The 26,699-nt window shown below is 67.8% G+C and carries 23 protein-coding genes; 5 read left to right on the top strand and 18 right to left on the bottom strand.

Annotated elements, in window-relative coordinates:
* Positions 1-19 precede the first annotated feature (19 nt).
* Both EZ313_RS12155 and EZ313_RS12150 read right to left on the bottom strand, forming a co-directional pair.
* On the bottom strand, positions 20-4,750 hold the full coding sequence (locus tag EZ313_RS12155) for a glutamate synthase-related protein (RefSeq protein WP_135263397.1): 4,731 nt from the start codon (positions 4,748-4,750) through the stop codon (positions 20-22).
* A gap of 133 nt (positions 4,751-4,883) precedes the next feature.
* Positions 4,884-5,579 (bottom strand): REP-associated tyrosine transposase, encoded by a 696-nt coding sequence (locus EZ313_RS12150; protein ID WP_135263396.1) that lies wholly within the window; start codon positions 5,577-5,579, stop codon positions 4,884-4,886.
* Positions 5,580-5,709: 130 nt separating this feature from the next.
* Between EZ313_RS12150 and EZ313_RS12145 the strand changes: the two genes are divergently transcribed.
* Complete coding sequence (locus EZ313_RS12145) at positions 5,710-5,889, top strand: hypothetical protein (RefSeq protein ID WP_135263395.1); 180 nt, start codon at positions 5,710-5,712, stop codon at positions 5,887-5,889.
* Here the strand turns inward: EZ313_RS12145 and EZ313_RS12140 are convergent, their stop codons facing one another.
* From EZ313_RS12140 to EZ313_RS12090, 11 genes are read right to left on the bottom strand one after another with little or no spacing between them, the layout of a single operon-like run.
* Positions 5,890-6,741 (bottom strand): class I SAM-dependent methyltransferase, encoded by an 852-nt coding sequence (locus EZ313_RS12140; RefSeq protein WP_135263394.1) that lies wholly within the window; start codon positions 6,739-6,741, stop codon positions 5,890-5,892.
* Positions 6,738-7,298 carry a DUF1415 domain-containing protein gene (locus EZ313_RS12135; protein WP_135263393.1) on the bottom strand — a complete coding sequence of 187 codons (561 nt, stop codon included), beginning with the start codon at positions 7,296-7,298 and terminating at the stop codon, positions 6,738-6,740. The genes EZ313_RS12140 and EZ313_RS12135 overlap by 4 nt, the downstream gene beginning before the upstream one ends.
* A gap of 32 nt (positions 7,299-7,330) precedes the next feature.
* Positions 7,331-8,530, bottom strand: a complete 1,200-nt coding sequence (locus tag EZ313_RS12130; RefSeq protein WP_135263392.1) for an MFS transporter — start codon at positions 8,528-8,530, stop codon at positions 7,331-7,333.
* Positions 8,527-9,657, bottom strand: a complete 1,131-nt coding sequence (locus EZ313_RS12125; RefSeq protein ID WP_135263391.1) for a deoxyguanosinetriphosphate triphosphohydrolase — start codon at positions 9,655-9,657, stop codon at positions 8,527-8,529. The genes EZ313_RS12130 and EZ313_RS12125 overlap by 4 nt, the downstream gene beginning before the upstream one ends.
* A gap of 24 nt (positions 9,658-9,681) precedes the next feature.
* Positions 9,682-10,791 (bottom strand): 3-dehydroquinate synthase, encoded by a 1,110-nt coding sequence (aroB, locus tag EZ313_RS12120; protein WP_135263390.1) that lies wholly within the window; start codon positions 10,789-10,791, stop codon positions 9,682-9,684.
* A 27-nt stretch (positions 10,792-10,818) separates the two neighbouring features.
* Entirely contained in the window at positions 10,819-11,346 is a 528-nt protein-coding gene (locus tag EZ313_RS12115) for a shikimate kinase (protein ID WP_240788596.1), read from the bottom strand.
* A 19-nt stretch (positions 11,347-11,365) separates the two neighbouring features.
* A complete protein-coding gene (locus EZ313_RS12110) occupies positions 11,366-13,471 on the bottom strand; it encodes a type IV pilus secretin PilQ (RefSeq protein ID WP_135263389.1) in 2,106 nt (701 codons plus the stop codon).
* Complete coding sequence (locus EZ313_RS12105; RefSeq protein WP_135263388.1) at positions 13,468-14,010, bottom strand: pilus assembly protein PilP; 543 nt, start codon at positions 14,008-14,010, stop codon at positions 13,468-13,470. The genes EZ313_RS12110 and EZ313_RS12105 overlap by 4 nt, the downstream gene beginning before the upstream one ends.
* Positions 14,007-14,681 (bottom strand): type IV pilus inner membrane component PilO, encoded by a 675-nt coding sequence (locus EZ313_RS12100; protein ID WP_135263387.1) that lies wholly within the window; start codon positions 14,679-14,681, stop codon positions 14,007-14,009. The genes EZ313_RS12105 and EZ313_RS12100 overlap by 4 nt, the downstream gene beginning before the upstream one ends.
* Before the next feature lie 2 nt (positions 14,682-14,683).
* Entirely contained in the window at positions 14,684-15,352 is a 669-nt protein-coding gene (locus EZ313_RS12095; protein WP_135263386.1) for a PilN domain-containing protein, read from the bottom strand.
* Entirely contained in the window at positions 15,349-16,428 is a 1,080-nt protein-coding gene (locus EZ313_RS12090) for a pilus assembly protein PilM (protein ID WP_135263385.1), read from the bottom strand. The genes EZ313_RS12095 and EZ313_RS12090 overlap by 4 nt, the downstream gene beginning before the upstream one ends.
* A gap of 264 nt (positions 16,429-16,692) precedes the next feature.
* Between EZ313_RS12090 and EZ313_RS12085 the strand changes: the two genes are divergently transcribed.
* Positions 16,693-19,200, top strand: coding sequence for a penicillin-binding protein 1A (locus EZ313_RS12085; protein WP_135263384.1), 2,508 nt, complete (start codon positions 16,693-16,695; stop codon positions 19,198-19,200).
* 25 nt (positions 19,201-19,225) lie between these two features.
* On the opposite strand, the gene cyaY is transcribed toward EZ313_RS12085, so the two are convergent.
* The gene (gene cyaY, locus EZ313_RS12080; protein ID WP_135263383.1) at positions 19,226-19,552 is read right to left on the bottom strand and encodes an iron donor protein CyaY; all 327 of its coding nucleotides are present in this window, start codon (positions 19,550-19,552) and stop codon (positions 19,226-19,228) included.
* 12 nt (positions 19,553-19,564) lie between these two features.
* On the opposite strand from cyaY, the gene lptM reads away from it, so the two are divergent.
* Positions 19,565-19,846 (top strand): LPS translocon maturation chaperone LptM, encoded by a 282-nt coding sequence (lptM, locus tag EZ313_RS12075; RefSeq protein ID WP_135263382.1) that lies wholly within the window; start codon positions 19,565-19,567, stop codon positions 19,844-19,846.
* 2 nt (positions 19,847-19,848) lie between these two features.
* Positions 19,849-21,120 carry a diaminopimelate decarboxylase gene (gene lysA, locus EZ313_RS12070; RefSeq protein ID WP_135263381.1) on the top strand — a complete coding sequence of 424 codons (1,272 nt, stop codon included), beginning with the start codon at positions 19,849-19,851 and terminating at the stop codon, positions 21,118-21,120.
* Here lysA and EZ313_RS12065 read toward each other — a convergent pair.
* On the bottom strand, positions 21,083-21,745 hold the full coding sequence (locus EZ313_RS12065; RefSeq protein ID WP_135263380.1) for a protein-methionine-sulfoxide reductase heme-binding subunit MsrQ: 663 nt from the start codon (positions 21,743-21,745) through the stop codon (positions 21,083-21,085). The two genes, lysA and EZ313_RS12065, sit on opposite strands and share 38 nt — an antisense overlap.
* A gap of 66 nt (positions 21,746-21,811) precedes the next feature.
* On the opposite strand from EZ313_RS12065, the gene EZ313_RS12060 reads away from it, so the two are divergent.
* Complete coding sequence (locus EZ313_RS12060; protein WP_135263379.1) at positions 21,812-22,186, top strand: hypothetical protein; 375 nt, start codon at positions 21,812-21,814, stop codon at positions 22,184-22,186.
* Here the strand turns inward: EZ313_RS12060 and msrP are convergent.
* The 3 genes from msrP to EZ313_RS12045 form a co-directional block, all read right to left on the bottom strand.
* The gene (gene msrP / locus EZ313_RS12055) at positions 22,180-23,175 is read right to left on the bottom strand and encodes a protein-methionine-sulfoxide reductase catalytic subunit MsrP (protein WP_135263378.1); all 996 of its coding nucleotides are present in this window, start codon (positions 23,173-23,175) and stop codon (positions 22,180-22,182) included. The genes EZ313_RS12060 and msrP overlap by 7 nt on opposite strands.
* A 68-nt stretch (positions 23,176-23,243) precedes the next feature.
* On the bottom strand, positions 23,244-24,566 hold the full coding sequence (gene ccsB / locus EZ313_RS12050; RefSeq protein WP_135263377.1) for a c-type cytochrome biogenesis protein CcsB: 1,323 nt from the start codon (positions 24,564-24,566) through the stop codon (positions 23,244-23,246).
* Positions 24,563-26,683 carry a cytochrome c biogenesis protein ResB gene (locus EZ313_RS12045; protein WP_135263376.1) on the bottom strand — a complete coding sequence of 707 codons (2,121 nt, stop codon included), beginning with the start codon at positions 26,681-26,683 and terminating at the stop codon, positions 24,563-24,565. Before EZ313_RS12045 ends, ccsB begins: the two co-directional genes overlap by 4 nt.
* Positions 26,684-26,699 lie beyond the last annotated feature (16 nt).

Genomic DNA, 26,699 nt, shown 5'->3' with positions numbered 1-26,699 from the left:
CCTCTCCGTCCTCGCCCGCTTACTTGGCAGGCGCCGGCTCGTGCGCCATCGCGGCATGCGCGTTGTTGCCGACGCTGGCCAGTTCCACTTCGCGCTCGTGCATCTCGGCCAGCGCGCGCTTGTACTCGTTCGGGAACACCTTGATGAAGCGCGTGCGCGCCGTCGCCCAGGTGTCCAGCAGCTCGCGGGCGCGGCGGCTGCCCGTCCAGCGGTTGTGCTCCTCCAGCAGTTTCTTCAGCAGCCCCTCGTCGGACTGGCCCGCGTGCAGCTTGCTGCGCGGCGCCAGCGCCTTCTGCTCGCCCGAAGGCAGCACGTGCTCCAGCGACACCATCGAGGTGTTGCAGCGGGTGGAGAACTGCCCGTCCTCGTCGTAGACGTAGGCCACGCCGCCCGACATGCCGGCGGCGAAGTTGCGGCCGGTCTTGCCCAGCACGACCACGGTGCCGCCCGTCATGTACTCGCAGCCGTGGTCGCCGGTGCCTTCCACCACCGCCGTGGCGCCCGACAGGCGCACCGCGAAACGCTCGCCCGCGACGCCGGCGAAGAAGGCCTCGCCAGTGGTGGCGCCATACAGCGCGGTGTTGCCGATGATGATGTTCTTCGTGGCCTCGCCGCGGAAGTCGATGCTCGGGCGCACCACGATGCGGCCGCCCGAGAGCCCCTTGCCGGTGTAGTCGTTGGCATCGCCGATCAGGTACAGCGTGATGCCCTTGGCGAGGAACGCGCCGAACGACTGGCCGCCCGTGCCTTCCAGCTGGATTCGGATGGTGTCGTCGGGCAGGCCTTCCGGATGCACCTTCGTCAGCGCGCCGGACAACATGGCGCCGACCGAGCGGTTGACGTTGCGCGCCACTTCGATGAAGGACACCTTCTCGCCGCGCTCGATGGCCGGACGGCTGCGCTCGATCAGGATGCGGTCCAGGCTCTTGTCCAGGCGGTGGTCCTGCTCCTCGATCTGGAAGCGGGCCACTTCGGCCGGCACGTTCGGCTGCGCGAACAGGCGGCTGAAGTCCAGGCCGCGCGCCTTCCAGTGGTCGATGCCCTTCTTCACGTCCAGGAGGTCGGTGCGGCCGATCAGGTCGTCGAACTTGCGGATGCCCAGCTGCGCCATGATCTGGCGCACTTCCTCGGCGACGAAGAAGAAGTAGTTGACGACGTGCTCGGGCCGGCCCTCGAACTTCTTGCGCAGCACCGGGTCCTGCGTGGCCACGCCCACCGGGCAGGTGTTCAGGTGGCACTTGCGCATCATGATGCAGCCCTCCACCACCAGCGGCGCGGTGGCAAAGCCGAATTCGTCCGCGCCGAGGATCGCGCCGATGGCGACGTCGCGGCCGGTCTTCATCTGGCCGTCGGCCTGCACGCGGATGCGGCCTCGCAGGCGGTTGAGCACCAGGGTCTGCTGGGTCTCGGCCAGGCCGATCTCCCAGGGCGAACCGGCGTGCTTGATGGACGACCAGGGCGAAGCGCCCGTGCCGCCGTCATGGCCCGCGATCACCACGTGGTCGGCCTTGCACTTGGACACGCCGGCCGCGATGGTGCCGACGCCCACTTCGGACACCAGCTTCACGCTGATCGACGCATGCGGCGCCACGTTCTTCAGGTCGTGGATCAGCTGCGCCAGGTCCTCGATCGAGTAGATGTCGTGGTGCGGCGGCGGCGAGATCAGGCCGACGCCGGGCACGGAGTAGCGCAGCTTGCCGATGTAGTTGGAGACCTTGCCGCCGGGCAGCTGGCCGCCTTCGCCGGGCTTGGCGCCCTGCGCCATCTTGATCTGGATCTGGTCCGATGAAGAAAGGTATTCGGCCGTGACACCGAAGCGGCCGGACGCGACCTGCTTGATGCGCGAGCGCAGCGAATCGCCGTCCTGCAGCGGGATGTCGACCTCGACCACGTCCTTGCCGATGATCTGCGCCATCGTCTGCCCGGTCTTGATCGGGATGCCCTTGAGCTCCTGCCGGTAGCGGGCCGGGTCTTCGCCGCCCTCACCGGTGTTGCTCTTGCCGCCGATGCGGTTCATGGCGATCGCCAGCGTGGCGTGCGCCTCGGTGGAGATGGAGCCGAGCGACATGGCGCCGGTGGCGAAGCGCTTGACGATCTCCTTGGCCGGCTCGACCTCGTCGACCGGGATCGCCCTGCTCGGATCGACCTTGAACTCGAACAGGCCGCGCAGCGTCATGTGGCGGCGGCTCTGGTCGTTCACCAGCTGCGCGTACTCCTTGTACGTGCTCCAGTTGTTGGCGCGGGACGCGTGCTGCAGCTTGGCGATGGCGTCGGGCGTCCACATGTGCTCCTCGCCGCGGGTGCGCCAGGCGTATTCACCGCCCGCATCCAGCATGGTGGCCAGGATCGGGTCGTCGCCGAAGGCGGCCCTGTGCGTGCGGATCGCTTCCTCGGCGATCTCGAACACGCCGATGCCCTCGACGCGGCTGGCCGTGCCGGTGAAGTACTTCTCCACCGTGTCGCTGTTCAGGCCGATGGCCTCGAACAGCTGGGCGCCGCAGTAGGACATGTAGGTCGACACGCCCATCTTGGACATGATCTTCGACAGGCCCTTGCCGATCGCCTTGACGTAGTTGTAGATGGCTTTCTCGGCCGACAGCTCGCCCGGCAGGTCCTGGTGCAGCGACACCAGCGTCTCCATCGCCAGGTACGGGTGCACGGCTTCGGCGCCGTAGCCCGCCAGCACGCCGAAGTGGTGGACTTCACGGGCGGAACCGGTCTCCACCACCAGGCCCGCGGTCGTGCGCAGGCCCTCGCGCACCAGGTGCTGGTGGATCGAGGACAGCGCCAGCAGCGCCGGGATGGCCACCTGCTGCGGCCCGACGCCGCGGTCGCTGATGATCAGGATGTTCTTGCCGCTGCGGATGGCATCCACCGCCTCGGCGTTGAGCGACGCCAGCTTGGCCTCGACACCCTCGTGGCCCCAGTGCAGCGGGTAGGTGATGTCCAGCGTGTAGCTGCGGAACTTGCCCTGCGTGATCTTCTCGATGCCGCGCAGCTTGGCCATGTCGGCGAAGTCCAGGATGGGCTGGCTCACTTCCAGCCGCATCGGCGGGTTCACCTGGTTGATGTCCAGCAGGTTCGGCTTGGGGCCGATGAAGGACACCAGCGACATCACGATCGCCTCGCGGATCGGGTCGATCGGCGGGTTGGTCACCTGGGCGAACAGCTGCTTGAAGTAGCTGTAGAGCGGCTTGTTCTTGTTCGACAGCACGGCCAGCGGGCTGTCGTTGCCCATGGAGCCCACGCCCTCCTCGCCGGCCGCGGCCATCGGCGACATCAGGAACTTGAGGTCCTCCTGCGTGTAGCCGAAGGCCTGCTGGCGGTCGAGCAGAGTGACTTCGCTGGCCTGCGCCTCGCCCGTGTCCTCGGACAGGTCGTCCAGCTTGATGCGCAGGTTTTCGATCCACTGCTTGTACGGGCGGCTGTTGGCGAGGCTGGCCTTGAGCTCCTCGTCATCGATCATCCGGCCCTGCTCCAGGTCGATCAGGAACATCTTGCCGGGCTGCAGGCGCCACTTGCGCACGATGCGGTTCTCCGGCACCGGCAGCACGCCGGACTCGGAGGCCATGATCACCAGGTCGTCGTCGGTCACGCAGTAGCGAGACGGACGAAGGCCGTTGCGGTCCAGCGTGGCGCCGATCTGGCGGCCGTCGGTGAACACGATGGAGGCCGGGCCGTCCCACGGTTCCAGCATGGCCGCGTGGTACTCGTAGAACGCCTTGCGGCGCTCGTCCATCAGCGTGTGCTGCTCCCAGGGCTCCGGGATCATCATCATCACGGCCTGGGCCAGCGGGTAGCCCGCCATGGTGAGCAGCTCCAGGCAGTTGTCGAACGTCGCCGTGTCGGACTGGCCGGCGAAGCTGATCGGATAGAGCTTCTTGAGGTCGGCAGCCAGCACCGGCGACGACATCACGCCTTCGCGGGCGCGCATCCAGTTGTAGTTGCCCTTGACGGTGTTGATCTCGCCGTTGTGCGCCACGTAGCGGTACGGGTGCGCGAGCGGCCACTCGGGGAAGGTGTTGGTCGAGAAGCGCTGGTGCACCAGGGCCAGCGCCGACACGCAGCGCGGATCCTTCAGGTCCAGGTAGTAGGTGCCCACCTGGTCGGCCAGCAGCAGGCCCTTGTAGACCACCGTCCGGCTGGACATGGACGGAACGTAGTACTCCTTGGAGTGCTTCAGCCGCAGGCTCTGGATGGCCGCGCTCGCGGTTTTACGTATCACATACAGCTTCCGCTCGAGCGCGTCCTGCACGATGACGTCGGCGCCGCGCCCGATGAACACCTGGCGCAGGATCGGCTCCTTCTTGCGCACGGCGGGCGACATCGGCATCTCGCGGTCGACCGGCACGTCGCGCCAGCCCAGCAGCACCTGGCCCTCGGCCTTGATGGCGCGCTCCAGCTCCTGTTCGCAGGCCAGGCGCGAGGCGTGTTCCTTGGGCAGGAAGATCATGCCCACGCCGTATTCCCCCGGCGGCGGCAGTTCCACGCCCTGCCTGGCCATTTCCTCGCGGTACAGCGCGTCCGGCAGCTGGATCAGGATGCCCGCACCGTCCCCCATCAGCTTGTCGGCGCCCACTGCACCGCGGTGGTCCAGGTTCTCGAGGATCTTCAGGCCCTGCGAGACGATGGCCTGGCTCTTCTCCCCCTTGATGTGGGCGACGAAGCCGACACCGCACGCGTCATGCTCATTGGCGCCGGAATAGAGCCCGTGTTCTTGCAAATAGGAAATCTCGGCAGCCGTCGTCATGGCGCGCACTCCAGGTCGGGGAATCAGGGTTTGCGAGCATAAGTCAGCCTGCACCCCCTGCCAAGCAGAATTAATTGGGGTCAGATTCCAATTTTAGACTGCGATTTTCGGTTTAACCCGAATTGGGGACAGATCAAGTTGATCTCTTCTTCTGAGGACGACCCGCGGCCAACGGCTCCGGCCGGCGATCACTGCGCTGCCGCAGTTCAGCGAGATAGCGCGCATCGCCCAGCGCCCAGCCCCGATGGGTCGCGCCTGAAAGCGCCTCCTGCGTGTCACGGCTGATGCCTGCGGCGATCAGCTCGCCATACGCCTGCTCGCGCGCAAACGGCGTATTGCCGAGCGACCAGATCAGCGGATGCGGCGTCACCAGCCGGTCATGCGCGGCGCCCACGTAATGGCGGTGACTGGACCACGGGTACTGCGCCGGCTCCTCCACCATCCGCGCGCGGACCGGGTTCAGGTCGATGTAGACCATGCACGCCAGCAGGTAGCGCTCGGCCTGGATGAGCGTCGAACGGTACCGACCCTCCCACAGCGTGCCGCTGCGCTTCTGCCGGTTGTTGAAGTAGCGCACGTAGCGGCGACCGATGGCCTGCATCATCTCGGGCAGCCCCCTTTCAGTCCCGGGCGTGGCCAGCAGGTGGAAGTGGTTGTCCATCAGCACGTAGCTGTGGATCGCCACCTTCAGCTCGCGCGCATAGCCCTCGACCAGCTCGAGCAGCAATCGGCGGTCAGCGTCGTCCTCGAAGATCCGCTGGCGGTTGTTGCCGCGCTGGATCACGTGGTGCGGATAGCCGGGAAGCGTCAGCCGGGGAAGTCGGGCCATCTGCGGACTGCTGAATTGGAATCTGACCCCGATTATCGGAAGGTCTCGGCTGACGGCAATGAGAGATTTGCACCGACAGCGCGACGGGAATCCGGCTTCCAGAATGGCTGAACCCCGAACGGAGAAGGCCGTGCCATTCGCTGTCTACATGATCGGTTTCCTGGTCTTCATGGCCGGGGTCGTCTGGGCGGCCGTCGTGGTGGGCGTGCCGCAGCTCTACATCACGTTTGGCGCTTTGGTGCTGATCGCCGTGGGCGCGCTGTTCGCGTTTGCGCGTTCGCGCCGCGAGCGCCGCCACCACCACCGGTAGCTACTCCGCTGGTTCCTGGGCGAGCGCAGGAAAGCGCACCGGCTCCAGCGACTCCAGCCCGAATTCCGCCAGCAGCGCCCGCAGCCGCTCGGCTGAACTGCGTTTTGGTTTGCCGGTGTAGCGCGCCAGGATCAACTCGTTCTTCATGCTGTGCTCCCAGCCCACCAGCTCCGTCACCGTCACCGTATAACCGCAGGCCTCCAGGTACAGGCAGCGAAGCACGTTGGTGAGCTGGCTGCCCATCTCGCGCGTGTGCAGGGGGTGCCGCCACAGCTCCGCCAGCGGCGTACGCGACAGCGACAGCGCCTTGCCCTGCCGCAGGCGCGCCGCCACTTCGGCCTGGCAGCAGGGCACCAGCACCATCGCGGCCGAGTGCTTGCGCAGCCCGAAGGCGATCGCGTCATCGGTGGCGGTGTCGCACGCGTGGAGCGCGGTGACGAGCTCCACCCGCTCCGGCAGTGATTGGTCGTCGGCGGCCTCGGCCGCGCTGGTGTGCAGGAACTGCATGCGCTCGAAGCCGAAACGCTGCGCCAGGGCCCGAGAGCGTTCGACCAGTTCCTGGCGCGTCTCGATGCCGTAGACCGTCCCGCGCCCCGACTCCTTCAGCGACAGGTCGTAGATGATGAACCCAAGGTAGGACTTGCCCGCTCCGTGGTCGACGATCGCCGGCCCGTCCTCGCCCGCGGGCAGCTCCTTGAGCAGCTGGTCGATGAACTGGTGCAGGTGATAGACCTGCTTGAGCTTGCGGCGCGAATCCTGGTTGAGCTTGCCCTCGCGCGTGAGGATGTGCAGCTCCTTGAGCAGCTCGGTGGACTGCCCGGGACGCAGCTGCAGGTCCTGGGCGGCGCTCATGAACGCCGTGCCCCGAGTGCCAGCCAGCCTTCACGGCCCAGGCGCTCCAGCGTGCGGATGTTCGCCTCGTAGATCAGCTCCGCGTCCGGGAAGGCGGCGACCGCCCGGTCCATGCTCTCCTCGCGCAGCAGGTGCAGCGTGGGCCACGGCGCGCGGTTGCTGAAGTTGGCCATGTCGTCTTCGTTCGCGCCCGCGAACACGAAGGCGGGATGGAAGCTCGCGAGCTGCAGCACGCCGGCGAGCTTGCGGCGCGCCAGCAGCCGTTCGCCTTGCCGGACCAGGTCGTGGAACAGCAGGAACTCATCGAACCCGTTCGGCACGACGAGCAGCGTGGTGTCGCGCACCGCGGGCTCGAGCGCCAGCAGGTCGGTGATCTCGGCATCGAGGCTCTCGATCACGCCCGGCACGTCATCCGACGCGCTGACGGCGAAATGCACCTGTCCCCTGACGTGCACCGCCTTCGCGAAGGGGCACAGGTTCAGGCCGATCACCGCCCGCTCGAGCCAGCGGCGGGTGTCGGCGATCGCCTGTGCGGAAGAAAAGGGGGCATCGGCCATGGGGGCGCGATTCTAAGAGCGGCGCCTTGTCCCTAGTGGGCGCGCGCCTGCGGCATCCGCGCCGCCAGGGCCGCCAGGACGAGGCCGCACGCGGCGCAACCACCGGTCACGATCCAGCTCCACTCCCAGCCGCCCGCGCGCGCAGCGACCCAGGCCACGGCGGGCGGGCCGAGGAACTGCCCGAACGCGGACCACTGCTGCATCCAGCCGACGGTCGTCGAGACCGTGTCTTCGCCGGGGGCCAGCCGCACGGCCAATGAGAACAGCGTGCCCGGGATCACGCCGCCGACCGCGGAGAACGCCAGCACCGCCACATAGCGCAACACAGGGCCCGGTCCGGAATCCGGCAGGGCATCGGCGAACGCCAGGACGCCGCAGACGCCCATGGTCGCGAAGCCGAACGCGAGCAGCCTCGGGGCCGGCACGCCACGCTGCAGCAGCGGCCCCGACACCAGGCTGCCCGTCATGTTGACCCCCGCGGCAAAGGCGGTCGCCACCGCGGCCACCGACGGGTGGATGCCGGCCGCCTGATAGATCGACGGCAGGAAGCCGATGACGGCGAGCCACTGTCCGGAATAGACACCGAACGCGAACGCAACGAGCCAGGGCCCCGGTGCGGCGAGCGTCTGGCGGACTCGCGCCGACCATGCGCCCGCGCCGGTCGTGACCGGGTGCGGATCGGGCGGCAGGTGTCGCACCAGTGAAAGCGCCAGGACGAGCGACATGCCGCCCAGGAGCCACCACCAGGCCGGCCAGCCCGCCCAGGCCATCCAGGCCGGCCCGCAAAGGAGCGTGAGGGCGGTGGCGAACGCCATGTTGGCGCCCCAGACGCCGAGCATCCCGCTCATGCGCTCGCGCGGCACGAGCCGGCGGATCAAGCCCGGCCCGGGCATGAAGGCAAGCAAGAAGCCCAGGCCTTCCGCCGCGCGCAGTGCGAGCAAGGCCGCCGGAGTCTGGACGAAGCCGCCCGCGACGCTGGCGGCACCCGCGATGGCGAGGCCGGCGACCATCGTCCTCTTCAGCCCCAGCCGGTCGGCCGTGAGTCCGACGAGCAGGCCGAGCGTCATGCCGGCCAACTGCACCAGCGAGAGCAGGAAGCCGGCTTCCACGAGCGTGAGGCCGAGCGCCTCGCGCAGCACCGGCAGTGCGGGGGGCAGCTTGCCGATGTGGGCCGCGGCCGCTGCGCCGCCGCCCACCACCAGCCAGGCGCGCCCGCTGCTCGCCGGCGTCACGGCAGCAAGGGCCTGCCGGTGAGCCGCTCGTGTTCGCGCGCGGCGAAGCGGTCGGTCATGCCGGCGATGTAGTCGGCGACGGCCCGCTCGCGATCACCGCGCGCGTCGAAGCCGCCACCCATCTGCGCCGGATCGGCGACGTAGGCTTCGAACAGGTCGCGCACCACCTGCTTGGCGCGGCCGGTGGTCTCGACCACCTGCGGGTGCCGGTACAGATTGCGCAGCAGGAACTGCTTGAGCTGGGACGACTGGTTGCGCATGCCGGGGCTGAAACAGACCAGGGGATTCGCCACGCGCGCGGCGTCCGCGCTGTCGACGCCGCTGGCGCGCAGCGCCTCCTGCGTGGCGTCGATCACGTCGTAGACCTGCGCGCTGAGCATGCGCCGAATGGATTCGTACAGGAGGCGGCGGCCCTGCAGCTGCGGGTGCTCGCGTTGCGTCTGTTGGCGGAAGCGCTCGAACAACGGCACCTCCTCGAGCTGCTCCAGCGTGATCAGGCCCGATCGCACGCCGTCGTCGATGTCGTGCGCGTTGTAGGCGATCTCGTCGGCCAGGTTGCACAGCTGCGCTTCCAGGCTGGGCTGCGTCCGGTCCAGGAAGCGGCGGCCGACGCCGCCGGGCTCGCGCTGCTCGAGCCGCTGCGCATTGGCGCGCGAGCAGTGCTTGAGGATGCCTTCGCGCGTCTCGAAGCAAAGATTCAGGCCGTCGAACGAGGGATAGCGCTCCTCGAGCTGGTCGACCACGCGCAGGCTCTGCAGGTTGTGCTCGAAACCACCGTGCGCCTGCATGCAGTCGTTGAGCGCGTCCTGGCCGGCGTGGCCGAACGGCGTGTGGCCCAGGTCGTGCGCGAGCGCGACGGCTTCGACGAGGTCCTCATTCAGGCCCAGGGGCCGCGCGATGGAGCGCCCGAGTTGCGCGACTTCGAGCGAGTGCGTCATGCGCGTGCGGAACAGGTCGCCTTCGTGGTTGAGGAACACCTGGGTCTTGTAGACCAGCCGGCGGAACGCGGTGGAGTGCACGATGCGATCGCGATCGCGCTGGAACCCGGTGCGCGTCGGCGCGGCCGGCTCGGGATGGCGGCGGCCGCGCGAGCGGTTCGGGTCGGAAGCGTAGGGAGCCAGGGCCATGGCGGAAGGCGCGAAAGGCGGAAGCTACGCGGTGCAGTGCTGCAGCACCTCGCGCACCACGGCTTCGGGCGCCGGCCGCACGCCTGCATGCCCGGGCGATTCGATGACCACGAAGCGGATGTCGCCGGCCTCGGCTTTCTTGTCCAGGCGCATCAGTTCGAAATAGCGGTCTACGCCGAGCCGAGGACCGCGCACCGGCAAGCCGGCCTCACGCACCAGCTCGGTCAGGCGATGGGTGAACGCTTCATCGACCAGGCCCAGCCGGCGCGAGAGATCCGCGGCCATCACCATGCCGCATCCCACCGCTTCGCCATGCAGCCATTCGCCGTAGCCGAGGCCCGCCTCGATCGCATGCCCGAAGGTGTGGCCGAAGTTGAGGATGGCTCGCAGCCCGCCTTCGCGTTCGTCCTGCCCCACGACCCAGCCCTTGATCTCGCAGCTGCGGCGCACCGCGTAGGCGACCGCCTCCGGTTCGCGCCGCAGCAATGCGGCGAGGTTGGCCTCGATCCAGTCCAGGAACGCCATGTCGGCGATCGGGCCGTACTTGATCACCTCGGCCAGCCCCGCGCTGAACTCGCGCGGCGGCAGCGTGGCCAGTGTGTCCAGGTCGCACACCACGCGCACCGGCTGGTGGAAGGCGCCGATCATGTTCTTGCCGAGCGGATGGTTGATCGCCGTCTTCCCGCCGACCGAAGAATCGACCTGCGCCAGCAGCGTCGTCGGCACCTGCACGAACGGCACGCCGCGCATGTAGCAGGCCGCCGCGAACCCGGTCATGTCACCGACGACGCCGCCTCCGAGCGCGAAGAGCACGGTCTTGCGGTCGCATCCCTGCGAGAGCAGCGCGTCGAAGATGCGGTTCAGCGTCTGCCAGTCCTTGTGCTCCTCGCCGTCGGGCAGGACCACGTGGTGGATCTGTGGGAAGCGTCCCTGGAGTGCTGCCACGAGCCGCTCCAGGTAGAGCGGCGCGACTTTGTCGTTGGTCACCACCATGGCCGCAGCGGCGCGAGGCACCTGGGCCCACGCAGACGCGTCGCCCAGGAGGCCGGTGCCGATCACGATCGGGTAGCTGCGGTCGCCCAGTTCGATGGCGACCTCGTGCAGCAGGTCAGGCTGGGATGCGGCGGCGGACATGGCCGCAGTTTAAGGGCCGTGGCCGGCTCAGGAGGTTGGCAGGATGCCCGCGAGCTCCAGCTGCATCAGCACCATGTTGACCAGCGTCGGCACCGAGGGCCGCCCGGTCTCGACGACGAAGTGCGCCGTCTCGCGGTACAGCGGATCGCGCTGCTCGTACAGCTCACGCAGCCTGGCTTGCGGGTCGATCACCTGCAGCAAGGGGCGCTGCGTGTCGTGGCGCAGGCGCCTCCACAGTTCCTCGGGCGTGGAGCGCAGGTAGAGCACGTGACCCGCGCCGCGCAACAGGGTGCGGTTGGCTTCCCGCAGCACCGCGCCGCCTCCGGTGGCCAGCACGCGGCGATCTCCCGAGACCAGATCCGCCAGGACCTGCTGCTCGATGTCGCGGAAGCGGGCCTCGCCCTCGCGCTCGAAGAACTCGCGGATCGAACAGCCGAGGCGCTGTTCGATCGCGTGGTCCGAGTCGCTGAAGGGAAGGTTCAGCCGCCGCGCGAGGCTGCGGCCGACGGTCGATTTGCCGGACCCGGGCAGGCCCACGAGGACGAGGCTGCGCACGTCCGCGTGGCCGTCCCGATCAGCGCGCAGCGCTGCGGTCGGCGATCATCTTCGGGGTGATGAACACCAGCATTTCCTGCTTGTTGGCAGTGCGGGCGCGGTTCTTGAACAGGTTGCCCAGCGCGGGGATGTCACCCAGCAGCGGCACCTTGGTTTCGGTCTCGGCTTCGGCCAGCTCGAAGATGCCGCCGATCACCACCGTGCCGCCGTTGTCCACCAGCACCTGGGTGCGGATGTGCTTGGTGTTGATGGCGATGCCGGCGGCCGTGGTCTCGCCGCGGCTGTCCTTGCTGATGTCCAGGTCCAGGATGATGTTGCCCTCGGGCGTGATCTGCGGCGTGACTTCGAGCTTGAGCGTGGCGCGTCGGAAAGCGACCGACGTCGCGCCGCTCGAGGTGGCCTGCTGGTACGGAAATTCGGTGCCCTGCTCGATCAGCGCCTTGGTCTTGTCGGCCGTGACGATGCGCGGGCTGGACACCAGCTTGCCCTTGCCATCGGCTTCCAGGGCGGAGATTTCGAGGTTCAGCAGGCGCGTGAGGCGCGACTCGAACAGCGAAACCGCGAACGAAGCCGGGGCGAAGCCGCCGACACCCAGCGACGGGAGGTTCACGAAATCGCCTGCCGTCGTGCCGACGTTGTCGCCGAGCACGGGCGGGTTTTGCTGGTCGAAATTGGGTCCGATGTACGTCGGGCCGAACATGCTGTTGCGGCCGCCGTTCACGGTGATCGGGAATCCGCCCAGGCGCACACCCAGCGATTTGCCGAAGGTGTCGGACGCTTCGACGATGCGCGCCTCGATCAGGACCTGCGGCACGGCGATGTCGAGCTGGCTGATCAGCGACTGCACCTGCTCGATGCGGGACGGGATGTCCGTGACGAAGAGCTGGTTCGTGCGGGGCTCGGCGATGACGCTGCCGCGCGGGCTGAGGATACGCGCCGCACCCGTGCCGGCCGTGATCTGCGCCGCGATCTCGGCGGCCTTCGTGTAGTTGAGTTGGAAGGACTGCGTGCGCACCTGCTCCAGGCTCTGGATCGCGTTGCGGGACTCGAGGTCCAGTTTTTCCTTGGCGGCGATTTCGTCCTTCGGCGCGATCCACAGCACGTTGCCGCTCTTGCGCATGCCCAGGCCCTTGGCCTGCAGGATGATGTCCAGTGCCTGGTCCCAGGGGACGTCCTTCAGCCGCAGCGTCACGGCGCCCGACACGGAGTCGGAGGTGACGATGTTGAAGTTGGTGAAGTCGGCGATCACCTGGAGCAGCGAGCGAACCTCGATGTTCTGAAAGTTCAGCGACAGCTTCTCGCCGGTGAAGCCCGGGCCCTGAGACAGCTTGTTCGGATCGACGCGCAGCGGCCGCACTTCAACCACGAACTGGGTGTCGCTCTGGTAGGCGCTGTGTTCCCACTGGCCCTTGGGCTCGATCACCATCCGCACGCGGTCGCCCGCCTGGAAGGTGGTGACGGTCTGCACCGGGGTGCCGAAATCGGAAACGTCGAGACGGCGGCGCAGGCCTTCAGGCAGCGTGGACCGCAGGAATTCCACGACCAGTTGCTGGCCTTGCTGCTTGATGTCGACGCCGACCTGGTTGCTCGGCAGTTCGACCTGCACCCGGCCTGCGGCGTCGGCGCCGCGGCGGAAGTCGAGGTCCTTGATCGGCTGGGCATCGCGGTTGCGGCTCTCGGCGAAGGCGGACTGGCCGGCCGAAGGCGCGGTGCTCGCCACGGCGACCGGCTCGAGCGACACCAGCAGCGACTTGCCCTCGACCTGGGCCTTGTAGCCCGTGGGCGCCTTCAGGTTCAGCACCAGGCGCGTGCGGTCACCGGCGGTGACGACGTTGACCGAGCGCAGGTTGCCCTGGTTCAGTTCGACCGAGGAGCGGCCCAGACCGTTCGTGGCGCCGGGAACGTCCAGCGCGATGCGCGCAGGGGTCTGGACCGTGAAGCCGGGCGGCACCGCGGTGAGCGGCTGGGAGAAGTCGATGCGGACGACCTCGACACCGCCCTGGATGGAGCTGCTGACGTTCTCGATGACGGTCTGCGCGCTCGCGGAAAGGCTGGCGCCGAGCGCCATCAGGCCCCCAACGCACGCAATCAGCAGTCGCCATGACAAGGATTTCTGGTTTTTCATTTCGCCCTCTCTTGCAATTGGAGGGTCGCGGTGCGCTCGACCCACTCGCCCGCGGCGTCCTGCACGATCTCGCGCAGCACGACCTCGGCCTCGCCGACCTTGACGATCTTTCCGTAGTTCTGGCCGAGGTAGTTGCCCGGCTTGACTTGGTACAGCAGGCTGTCCACCTTCACCAGCGCCACCGGCCGGCCCTGCTTGAGCAGGCTGCCGACCATGGACATCGTGTCCAGCGGGAAGCTTTCCAGCGGTTCCTTGTGGCGGGCCAGCTCGGGGGCCAGCAGCGCGGCGCTGGTGGTGGAATGCGCCGATTCACGCTTGAGCGCCTGCGTGAGCTTCTGGTTGCTGAAGGGATCGAAGGCCGTCGCCTGTGTATAAGGCTGGGGCGTGAACTTCTTGGGCTCGGGGATCGGCTCCACCTTCGGCTTCGTCTGAGCCCTCTGCTGCGCCATCCAGTCCTGGAGTTCGTCCTGGCCCGAGCCGCCGCAGCCCGCCAGGGCGGCGGCCAGCGCGGCGAAAAAGACGATGCGCTGCGTGATCATTTCTTGGCTCCCGGCGCCGTGGCCTTGCGCTGTTTCTGGACTTCTTCGGCATCGAGGTACCGGAAGGTCTTGGCCTGCGCTTCCATGACCAGCGTACCGTCCTTGGCGGGCGTCACCGCCAGGTTGTTGAGCGTGACGATCCGCGAAAGATTGGCCACGTCCGCGGTGAACGAGCCCACGTCGTGGTAGCGCCCGGTCACCTTCAATGCGATGGGCAGTTCGGCGTAGTACTCCTTGACGTTCACTTGCCCGGGGCGGAACAGCTCGAACGTCAGGCTGCGGCCGAGGCCCGCCTGGTTGATGTCGGACAGCAGTGCGTCCATCTCGGCCTTGCTGGGAAGCTGCTTTTCCAGCTGGTCGACGTAGCGCTGGACCTGTTCACGCTGCTGCTTGAGCGCCGCGAGGTTGACCGCCTGGCCCAATTTCTTGGTGAAGTCCGCCTTGAGGGCCTTCTCCTTGGCCAGTTCGGCCTCGAGCTCCGCGTCGGAGTTGGAGAGCCAGACGAACCACAGCGCGATGACGATGGCGGCCATGAGCGCCGCGCACGCGAGCAGGCGCGGCAGGATCGGCCAGGTCGCCGGGTCGTTGGGGTTGAGCCCGCGGAACTGCGAAGCGATCTTCTGCTGCAGGTCGGCGAGGTTGAACTTGGGTGCGGCGGTGGAGGCGGCCATGGTCAGGTCCTCGCGGCGGAAGCCGGTGCGGCGGCGGACGGTGCAACGGCGGCCGGGGCGGGAGCGCCGGCAGCAGGCGCCGAAGCGGCCCCTGCCGCCTTTTGCACTTCGCTCGAACGCAGCAGGCGCACGCGCATGTTGAAGTTGCCCACGCGGCGCTGCTCGCGCGGGGTCAGGTTCACGTTGCCGGCGACGATCTCGACCAGTTCCGGTTTGGTCAGGTACTGGCTGTTGTTGGCAAGATTGCGCAGCAGTTCCGACACACGCTCGTTGGACTGCGCGACGCCCGAGATGCTGACCGTCTGGTTCTCCTGCTTCAGGCTGGTGACGTAGACGCCATCGGGCAGCTGCGCCACGAGTTCGTTGAGCAGGTGCACGGGCATGTTGCGGTCGGCCTGCAGGTCTTCCACCGCCTGCTGGCGGGCGCGCAGCGCGGCGATCTCCTGCTGGAGCGTGGAGATCTCCTTGATCTGCGCCTCGAGTTGCTTGATCTCCTGCTCGAGGACCGTGTTCTTGGCCTGCTGGTTGGAGATCTGGGCCGCGTACCAGAGGAAGATGGCGCCGGCGACGACGCCGCCGAACACCGCCGCGGCTCCCAAGGAGGCGAAGAACGCCTCGCGCCTGCGCTTTCGGGCCGCTTCGCGGTGCGGCAACAGGTTGATCAGGATCACTGCAGGAACCTCCGCATGGCCAGGCCGCAGGAAGTCAGATACGACGGTGCCTCGCGCCGCATCTTCTTCTCGCGCACGCCGTCGCCGATGTGCATGCCTTCGAACGGGTTGGCCAGCGCGCAGGGAAACGAGGTCTGCGCGGTGACGGCTTCATTGAGCCCGGGGAGCGCCGCCGATCCGCCCGCGAGCATGATGTGGTCGACCTTGTTGTGCGGCGTGCTGGTGAAGAAGAACTGCAGCGCGCGGGCCACTTCCTGCGCCATGCTGTCGACGAAGGGCCGCAGCACGGCCGTCTCGTAGTCGTCGGGCAGCTCGCCGCTGCGCTTCTTGGATTCCGCCTCCTCGGGGGAGAAGCCGTACTGGCGCACGATCAGCTGCGTGAGCTGGGCGCCGCCGAAGGCCTGGTCCCGGTCGTACAGGACCTCGTCGTTGCGGATCACCTGCATGCTGGTGGTGAACGCGCCGACTTCGAACAGCGCCACCATCGTGTCGACACCGCCGGTGGGCAGCGACTGGATCAGGCGACCAGCCGCCAGGCGCGAGGAATAGGACTCGACGTCGATGATCACCGGCTTGAGGCCCGCGGCCTCGGCCAGGCCCTGGCGGTCCTGCACCTTCTCGCGGCGGGAGGCGGCGATGAGCACCTCGATGTCGCCAGCGGACGTGGGGCTGGGGCCGACCACGCAGAAATCCAGGCTTACTTCATCGAGCGAGAACGGGATGTATTGGTTGGCTTCGGTCTCGACCTGCACCTCGAGCTCCTGCTCGCTCAGGCCGCCCGGGAGGATGATCTTCTTGGTGATGACGGCCGATGGAGGCAGGGCCATCGCGACGTTGCGGGTGCGGGTGCCGCTCTTCTTGACGAGCCGGCGCATCGCCTCGGCGACCTCGTCGAACTTCTCCACGTTCCCGTCGGTGATCCAGCCGCGCTCGAGCGGCTCCATCGCGCAGCGCTCCAGCACGAGCGTGCCGGACTTGTCACGGCCGAGCTCGACCAGCTTGACACTGGAGGAGCTGATGTCCAGCCCCAGCAGAGGTGCCGGGCCGCGGCTCAAGAATGATCCGAAAGAGCTCAACACTCACTCCTCCACATCCATTTCAGGACGTAACAAACTTAAGATTCCACTTGAATGCTAGCAGTAACATCCTTGTCGCAAAAGGATTTTTTCCTCCGCTCGACAGTCAAGCGTTGTCAAAAACCGACGAGCTGACCAGCTCATGCGCAATGCAACCGCAGAGCTTAAGAATGCGGCTTAACCGATGAGGGCGGCTGCCCTTCCGAGCCCGACAGTCCGCAGGGGCCGTTCCTATAATCGTCCCGGGACGCAATCCAACGTTTTATGCCCACTGATCTGCCGCCCGAAGACCGCCCGGCGTCCCGCTCCCGGTCCAAGTCCAACCGCACCTTCAGCCAGCGCGTGCTCGCGGCGCTGTTGTGGCTTGCCGGCGGCGTGCTCGCGGCTGGCGTTTCCCTGGTCATCGTCGGCGCCGTGGCGCTCTCGGTCGCTTACCCCAACCTGCCTGATATCTCCGAGCTCGCCGACTACCGGCCCAAGCTGCCGCTGCGCGTGTTCTCGGCCGACGGCGTGCTGCTGGGCGAGTTCGGCGAGGAGCGGCGCAACCTGACGCCGATCGCCGAGATTCCCGCGGTCATGAAGAACGCGGTGCTCGCGATCGAGGACGCGCGCTTCTATTCGCACAGCGGCGTCGATTACCGCGGCCTGGTGCGCGCCGCGATCGCGAACCTGGGCCGGGCCAAGAGCCAGGGCGCCTCAACCATCACGATGCAGGTGGCGCGCAACGTCTACCTCTCGTCCGAGAAGACGTTCACCCGCAAGCTGTATGAGGTGCTGCTCACGTTCAAGCTGGAGCACCTGCTCACCAAGGACCAGATCCTCGAGATCTACATGAACCAGATCTTCCTGGGCAACCGCGCGTACGGCTTCGCGGCGGCCTCGGAGATCTATTTTGGCAAGCCGATGAAGGACATCACCATCGCCGAGGCGGCGATGCTGGCTGGCCTGCCCCAGGCGCCTTCGGCCAACAACCCGGTGAGCAATCCCAAGCGGGCGCGCTCGCGCCAGCTGTACATCATCGAGCGGATGGAGGAGAACGGCTTCATCACCGCCGAAGACGCGGCGTCCGCGAAGAAGCAGGAACTGAAGCTGCGCACCGGCGGCTTCGACGTCGCCACGCACTCGGCCTACGTGGCCGAGACGGTCCGCCAACTCGTGTTCGCCCAGTACGGCGCCGAAACCTACACCCGCGGCCTCAACGTGGTGACCACCGTGAAGGCCTCGCAGCAGGAGGCGGCCTACCGCTCGCTGCGCAAGGGCATCATGGATTACGAGCGCCGCCAGATCTACCGCGGCCCCGAGGAATTCGTGAACCTGCCCGCCGACCGCAAGGAGCGGGAAGACGCCATCGACGACGCGCTGTCCGATCACCCGGACAACGGCGACGTGATGGCCGCCGTGGTGCTGGAGGCCGGGCCCAAGCGCATCGTTGCGGTGCGCGGCAATGGCGAGCCGTTCGAGATCACCGGCGAGGGGCTGCGGCCCGCGCAGACGGGCCTGTCGGAAAAGGCGGCGCCCAAGATCAGGATCCGGCCCGGCGCCGTCATCCGCGTCGTGCGCACGCCCAGGAACACCTGGGAGATCACGCAGCTTCCCGAAGTGGAAGGCGCATTCGTCGCGCTCAATCCCCGCGACGGTTCGATCCAGGCCATGGTGGGCGGCTTCGACTTCCACAAGAACAAGTTCAACCACGCAACCCAGGCCTGGCGCCAGCCGGGCTCCGGCTTCAAGCCCTTCATCTACTCGGCGGCGCTCGAGAAGGGCTTCACTCCGTCGACCATCATCAACGACGGACCGCTGTTCTTCGATGCGGGCGTGACGGGTGGTCAGCCCTGGGAGCCGAAGAACTACGACGGCAAGTTCGAGGGCCCCATGCCGCTGCACGCGGCGCTGGCCAAGTCCAAGAACATGGTGTCGATCCGCATCCTGCAGGCAGTGGGGACGCAGAACGCGCAGGACTGGGTCACGCGATTCGGCTTCGAAGCGGAGAAGCACCCGCCCTACCTGACGATGGCGTTGGGCGCGGGCTCCGTGACGCCGCTGCAGATGGCCACCGGCTACGCGGTGTTCGCCAACGGCGGCTACCGCGTCAATCCCTGGATGATCGCGCGCATCAGCGACCACCGCGGCAAGGTGCTGGTGGAGACGCAGCCGCCGCTGCCCACCGAGGCGGTGCGCGCCATCGACGCGCGCAACGCCTTCATCATGAACCGGCTGCTGCAGGAGATCACGCGATCGGGCACGGCGGCGCGCGCTCAGGCCACGCTCAAGCGACCGGACATCTACGGCAAGACCGGCACCACCAACGATTCGATCGACACCTGGTTCAACGGCTTCCATCCTTCGCTGGTCGCCGTGGTCTGGATGGGATACGACAACCCGCGCCCGCTGGGCGACCGCGAGACCGGCGGCAGCATGAGCCTGCCGGTGTGGATCAACTTCATGGAAACCGCGCTCAAGGGCGTGCCCGAAGTGCCCGCGTTTGCCCCGCCCGGCGTGGTCAACGTCGGCGGCGAGTGGTACTACGAGGAGTACGCGCGCGGCGGCGGCGTTGCGAGCCTGGGCGTGACCACCCCGCTGGCCGGCGAGCCGGTGAGCGCGGGCAGCAACGAGATCCAGGCGCCGCGGGGCAGCTCCGGCCAGGCCGCACCCGGCGCGCCCGGCGACCGGACCCTGCTGAACTCCGACGGCATGCCGCCCGCTCCTGCAGCCGCTCCCGCGCCGCGTGCGCCCGAGGAACGCCGCAGCATCCTCGACCTGTTCCGCAATTGAACGCCGCGCTTCGCGGCCGCGGCGTTCAGCCGAACGACAGTGGCTGCCCGGCCTGCTGCGTCGCCTGCCGGCTCAGGTTCTCGAAGAACTCGCCCTGGCCCTTGGTGTCCATCCAGCGCGACCCATCGAACCTGTAGTGATAGCCGCCGGCCTTGGCCGCGAGCCAGACCTCGTGAAGCGGCTTCTGCAGGTTGACGACGATCTGGGTGCCGTTGCGGAACGTGAGCGTGACCATGCCGCCGACCCGCTGGCTGTCGATGTCCGCTTCGGTGTCCTCGTTGATGCGGTCGCAGCCCATCTCCACCTGGCGCAGCAGCGCCTCGGCGCGGTCCATGTACTCGGGGTCGGTCATTACAATTCCGCGATGTTGACTCTCCGGGCGATTCTATGCAGCGGCCCCTGGCGCCGCGCGCTGCCGGCCGCGATGGCACTGGCGTCATTGGCGGCTTGCGGACAGAAGGGCGACCTCTTCCTGCCCACCGACCCGGCCGCCGCCAACCGCGCCACCCTGCCGCAGGTGCTCATCCCCGGCCGGACGATCACCCCGACCATGACCGATCCCTCGATGACATCGCCGGCTCCTCCCGCGCAGACGCGTGAGCCCGTGGGCGGACAAGGCACGGGCACTGCAGCCCCGGTGCGTTAGCCATGACCACACCCGGACATCCCCACTTCGCCTGGCGCGACGGCGAGCTGCATGTCGAGCAGCTGCGCGTGAGCGAACTCGCGCGCCGGCACGGCACGCCCCTGTTCGTCTATTCGAAGGCGTCGATGCTCGCGTCGCTGTCCGCCTACCAGCGCGGATTCGCGGGACGCAAATCGAAGATCTGCTACGCGATGAAGGCCAACTCGTCGCTGGGCGTGCTGCAGGTGTTCGCGCAGGCGGGCTGCGGTTTCGACATCGTCTCGGGCGGCGAACTCGAGCGAGCGTTGGCCGTCGGTGCGCCCGCGCGCGACATCATCTTCTCGGGCGTCGGCAAGACGCGCGCGGAGATGGCGCGCGCGCTCGAGGTCGGCATCGGCTGCTTCAACGTCGAGAGCGAGGCCGAGCTGGAAGTGCTGAGCGAAGTCGCGTCCACGCACGGCCGCACGGCCCCGGTGAGCATCCGCGTCAATCCGAATGTCGACCCGAAGACGCATCCCTACATCTCGACCGGCCTGAAGGACAACAAGTTCGGCATCGCACACGAGCGCACGCTCGCCGCGTACTGCCGCGCCGCAGAGCTGCCGGGGCTGCGCGTGGTCGGCATCGACTGCCACATCGGTTCGCAGATCACCGACAGCAGCCCGTACATGGACGCGATGGAGCGGGTGCTCGACCTCGTGGAGGGCATCGAAGCCGCCGGCATCCGCCTGCAGCACATCGACTTCGGCGGCGGCCTGGGCATCGACTACCAGGGCGTGCTGCCGCCCGCGGCCGACCAGCTGTGGTCCAGGCTGCTGGCCCGCCTCGACGCGCGCGGCTACGGCGACCGCGAGCTGATGATCGAGCCGGGCCGCTCGCTCGTGGGCAACGCAGGCATCTGCGTCACGGAGGTGCTGTACCTCAAGCCCGGCGAACAGAAGAACTTCTGCATCGTCGACGCGGCGATGAACGACCTGCCGCGCCCGGCCATGTACGAGGCCTACCACGCCATCCTCCCGGTCAAGCCCCGCTCCGGGGCTGACGAGTCCAGTTACGACGTGGTCGGTCCCGTGTGCGAAAGCGGCGACTGGCTCGGCCGCAACCGCCAGCTCGCCGTGCAGCCGGGCGACCTGCTCGCCGTGCTGTCGGCCGGCGCGTACTGCATGAGCATGGCCAGCAACTACAACACCCGGTCGCGTCCCGCCGAGGTGCTGGTCGATGGCGACCGCGCGCACCTGATCCGCGAGCGCGAGCAGGTCAGCGACCTGATGCGGGGCGAGCGGCTGGTGCGCTGACCGGCCGCGCGGCCGCGCCGCGCAGTCGCCGCCACAGGCGCCATCCGAGCAGCACCGCTAGGATGGCGGCATACACCGCCACTTCGGCGAAGTCGTTCTTGCCCGCGCGCATCCAGAAGAAATGGAGGATCGCCAGGCCGGCGATGACGTAGACGGCGCGGTGCAGCGCCTGCCAGCGCGACGCACCAAGCGCGCGGATCGCGCGGTTGAACGACGTCGCGGCCAGCGGCGTCAGCAGCAGGAACCCCGCGAAGCCCACCAGGATGAACGGCCGCTTGGCGATGTCTTTCGCGATGTCGGCGAAGTCCAGGCCCATGTCGAACAGCGCATAGCCCGACAGGTGCAGGCACGCATAGAAGTAGGTGAACAGCCCCAGCATCCGCCTGAAGCGCACGAGCGCGGGCTGGCTGGTGACCACTCGCAGCGGCGTGACGGCCAGCGTCAGACAGAGAAAACGCAGCGTCCAGTCGCCGGTGGCGCGGATGAGGTATTCGGCTGGATTCGCTCCGAGCTGATTCGCCACCGCGCCGTAGAACAGCCACGCGAATGGCAGCAGCGCCAGGACGAACAGCAGCGGTTTGGCCGCCGGATGCAGCAGGACGGAACGGCGCGCGGCGGTGGCCATCAGCAGAGGCTCCGGCCCCACGCAAACGGGGAGCGAGTGCTATTCTGGATTTCCTGCGAAGCAGCCATGAGCACCCGGCTCTCCTCCCCGGTCGCAGCGGCGATGCTGCTGGCGGGAGTGGCCGTGCTCGACGCGGTGCAGGGGCTGGGCAGCCGATGGCCCGAGCCGCAATCGCGCACCGGCACCACCGCGGCGCAGCGTGTGCCGCTGAGCACCGGCGCACGTCTCGCCCTCGCCCGCTGCCGCGAACAGGTGGCCAACATCCATGACGTCCACTGGGCGGCCGCTTGCGCCAATCCCGCCGACGGCGCGGCGCGGGACGATTCACCCGACTGCACGCTGCCCGACCTCATCGCCTCGAAGCTGAACCGCGAACGGTCCCTCGCGGAACAGCAGTGCCTGGCCGAAGCCGCTCGCATCGCCGAGGCCCCGGCTCAGTAGTTCTTCTTCAGGTCCATGCCGGCGTACAGCTGCCCGACCTGGGCCTCGTAGCCGTTGAACATCAGCGTCTTGCGCTTCTTGGCGAACAGTCCGTCCTCGCCGATGCGGCGCTCGGTGGCCTGCGACCAGCGCGGGTGGTCCACGTTCGGGTTCACGTTGGAATAGAAGCCGTATTCGTTGGCCGCAGCCTTGTTCCACGCGGTCTTGGGTTCCTGGTCGGTGAAGCGGATGCGCACCAGGCTCTTGGCGCTCTTGAAGCCATACTTCCACGGCACCACCAGACGCACCGGCGCGCCGTTCTGGTTGGGCAGGACCTCGCCGTACATGCCGAAAGAAAGCAGCGTCAGCGGATGCATCGCCTCGTCGAGGCGCAGGCCTTCGACATAGGGCCAGTCGAGCACGCTGGAGCGCAGGCCCGGCATGGTGGCGCGATCGGCCTGCGTGTAGAACTCGACGAACTTCGCGCTGCCCAGCGGCTCGACCCGCTCCACCAGCTTCGACATGGAGTACCCGACCCACGGGATCACCATCGACCAGCCTTCGACACAACGCAGGCGGTAGATGCGCTCCTCCTGCGCCGACAGCTTCAGCAGGTCTTCGAGCGCGAACTTCGCCGGCTTCTTCACCATGCCGTCGACTTCCACCGTCCACGGCGAAGTCTTCAGCGTCTTCGCGTTCTTCGCCGGGTCGTCCTTGTCGGTGCCGAACTCGTAGAAGTTGTTGTACGTCGACGCGTCCTTGTAGTCGGTGACCTTCTCCATCGTCATCGCACCGGGGACTTGCGACTTCGTCGACGGCAGCTCGGCCAGCTTGCCCGGCCGCTGCCCCTGTGCCCAAGCCTCGCGGCCGGCCCAGGAAGCCAGCGCGGCGCCGGCGGCGCCGGTGGCCATCAGCTTGAGCAGTTCCCGCCGGCTGCGGTACACCGCCTGCGGCGTGATCTCGCTGGAGATCGGGTGGATGAAGCCGTCGCGTGCGGTCTTGATCAGCATGAAGGTCCCCTTCGCGGTTGCCCTGGTGAGAAGGTGCTGCGCGCCCGGACCATACACGGAATCAGGTGTCAGAGCGCGCCGTAGCTATGCAGGCCCGATAGGAACATGTTGACGCCAAGAAAGGCGAACGTCGTTACCGCCAGGCCCACCAGTGCCCACCACGCCGAGACCGCGCCGCGCAGGCCTTTCATCAGGCGCATGTGCAGCCAGGCCGCGTAGTTGAGCCAGACGATCAGCGCCCAGGTCTCCTTCGGGTCCCAGCTCCAGTAGCCGCCCCAGGCCTCCGCCGCCCAGAGCGCGCCGAGCACGGTGGCGATGGTGAAAAAGGCGAAGCCGACGGCGATGGACTTGTACATCACGTCGTCCAGCACTTCGAATGAAGGCAGGCGCGCGGCGATGCGCCGGCGTCCCCACAGGATGCCGGCGACGATCAGGGCCGCGACGCCGAAGTACACCGCCCAGTAGCTGCTGCCGCCTTCGACGTTGCGGCGGAACACGATCGGCTCGAAGCACAGCACCACGCCCAGGCCCCACAGGGGCGCCAGCTTCCACCAGCGCGTCTCGCCCGCCTTCTGCTTGATCAGGTACGCGAACGCCACCATCGCGGCGAGCGCGAACGTGCCGTAGCCGATGAAATTGGCCGGCACGTGCAGCTTCATCCACCAGCTCTTGAGCGCCGGCACCAGCGGCTGGATCTCGTGCGCCTCGCGCACCACGGTGTACCAGAGCAGGAAACCGACCGCTGCGCTGACCACCAGCATCACGAATGCGCCGAGCGAGCGCGTGCCGTAGTGCGACTCGAAGTAGAGGTAGAACAGCGCCGTCAGCCAGCAGAAGAGGACGAAGACTTCGTACAGGTTGCTCACCGGGATGTGCCCGATGTCCGGCCCGATCAGGTAGCTCTCGTACCAGCGCACCATGGTGCCGATGAGGGCCATGCCCACTGCCGCCCACGCAACGCGCGAGCCGATCCTTTCCATCGCGTCGGCCTGGCTGCGGCCGACCATCCCGAACCAGTAGAACGCGGTGCTCATGAAGAACAGCACGCTCATCCACAGGATCGCCGATTGGCTGGAGAGGAAGTACTTCAGCCAGAAGACGTTCTCCGCGCGCGCCAGCGAGCCCTGGTACGAGAAGACGCCCAGCAGCGAGAACCCGGCCACCGCGACCATCAATGCCTGCAGCGGACGCCAGAACCAGCCCAGCCAGATCGCCGCGGGGATCGATCCCAGCAGGATGCCCTTCTCGTACACGTCCATGTACGCCGAGTAGCGGGTGAAGGCGAACAGCCCGCCGGCGGCGACCAGCAGGGCGAACACCCAGTCCAGCGGGCGCCGCTTCGCGAAGAAGCCTGGGTCGAGGGTGATGGTCTGGGTGGCGGCGGTGTTCATCGGGTTCCGAGCAGTTGGGTGCGCAGGCGGTCGAACTCGCGATCGACCTCGAGGGTCTGGCGGTTGCTCGACAGCGCCATCGACGCTTCGCTGCCGCCGGCCGCGGGACGCAGCCACACCCACAGGCGGCGCTCGCGGACGTAGAGCATCGCAAAAACGCCAAGGATCAGCAAAGCGCACCCGAGATAGACAATGTTGCGCCCCGGGGAACGTGTCACCTGGAACACGCTGGCCTGCAGCTGCTGGAAATCCTTGAGCTGGAAGGCCATCGGCGCGGGGTACAGGTGCGCGTCGCTCAGCGCCATCACGGCCTGCGTCATGAACGCCTGAGTGCGATCGCCCGGATCCAGGGGCGCCAGCCCCGCCTGCTGGCGCGTGATCTGCGCCAGCTCGAACAGCACGCCGCCGAGGATCCGCACCACGACTTCGCCCGCCCGATTGCGCTCGCCCTCGGGCACGCGCGTCTCGAGGAAATCCGACACGGCGGCGAGCCCCGCGCCTTTGCCGCCTGCGGCGGGGTCACCCGCGAACAGTGCGAGCGCCTGTGCGGCCGATCCCGCCAGCTGCTCGGCGAGTTGCGGCCGCGCGGGATCGGTGGCCGCCTTCGCGTAGCGGCGCACCGCCTGCTCGCGCATCGCGGGGTCGGCCAGCGCGGCCCGCAGTCGCAGGAAGCCGTCCATGCCGCCCTGGTCGTCGGCCGGCACGCGCAGGTAGCGGAAGTTCTCCGACGGCGTGTCGCGCAGGCCCAGCAGGAACACCGGCACGCCCTCGCCCATGTCGACCGGCAGCATGTAGTTGTTGAACTCGCGCGCCTGGCCTGCTGCGTCCCGCAGCTTGTAGCTGACGGAGGGGCCGATGTTGCGCAGCTCCTTCTTGTTCGTCGTCTTGTTGGCCGCGCCCAATCGCGCGCCGATCGAGTCGCCCAGGTCGACCTTGCGCGGATCGGCTCCGCTGCCGCCGCCCGCTTCCGACATGTTCTCCACGTTGATCACGCGCAGGCCCGTGAACTCCAGCGTGAGCTTCTCGGCACCGTCGCCCTGCCCTCGCGTGATCTGCGTGTTGCTGCCGATCGTGCCCTGGACCTCGAACGGCTTGCCCGTGCCGGTCATCGGCACCGCCGCCAGCTTCACGGTGGAACCGCCGTCGTCGAAGCTCGATTGGTAGATCTCGATGCCGCGCCAGCTGGCCGGATGGTTGACCTCCACGCGCGCCGGCACCTTCTCGCCCGTTTCGCGGTCGTGGATCACGATCTCGCTGGCGAACAGCTTGGGCATGCCGGTGGAGTAGTACTCCACGATGAACTTCTTCAGCTCGATGGAGAACGGCAGTTCCTGCAGCAGGATGCCGTCGGACTGCGCCAGGATCGCCGTGCTGGACTGCGTGCCTTCCGAAACGAGCAGGTTGCCGCGGAAGGTGGGATTGCTGGCCGGCAAGCGGTGGCGCGGCGGCACGTCGGCGATGAGGCCACCGCCGGTGTACGGCGTCTTGCCGCCGAACCACATCTGCGCGCGCACGATCAGGTCGCCGTCGAACAGCCCGCCCAGGCAGACCAGCACGATGGCGCTGTGCGCGGCGATGTACCCGAGCTTGTTGGCCGCGCCCGTCTTGGCCGCCACCATCCAGCCTTCGCCTTGCGGCGTGGTGCGCTGCTGCAGGCGCACCTTCCAGCCGCCGGAAACCAGGGCTTTGCCGATGCGATGCGCGGCCGCTTCCGGCGCATCGCCCAGCTCACCGCCGGCGCGGTGGTGGAAGGCCTGCAGGCTCTGCTCGCGGATGTTCTCCTTGTAGCCCTTGAGGTCCGCCAGGATCTTGGGCGTGTTGCGCGCGATGCAAAGCGACGTGCTCACCACCAGGAAGGCCAGGATCAGCAGGAACCACCAGGCGCTGTAGACCGCGTTGAGCTTGAGCGCCAGGAAGAGCTGCGACCAGAACGGGCCGAACTGGTTGACGTAATTGACCGCGGGTTCGTGCTGCTTGAGGATCGTGCCGATCACCGACGCGATGCAGATCACCGTCAGCAGCGAGATCGAGAACCGCATGGACGACAGCAGTTCCACCGTGGCTCGCAGGCGTTCGGATGGTGTCGCGAGGCGCAAGCCCTCGGTGGAAGCGGTCATTCGGGGAGGCTTATGA

Origin of the sequence: Ramlibacter henchirensis (assembly GCF_004682015.1) — a bacterium.
Lineage (GTDB): Bacteria > Pseudomonadota > Gammaproteobacteria > Burkholderiales > Burkholderiaceae_C > Ramlibacter > Ramlibacter henchirensis.
This window is presented reverse-complemented; position numbering and strand designations above follow the sequence as displayed.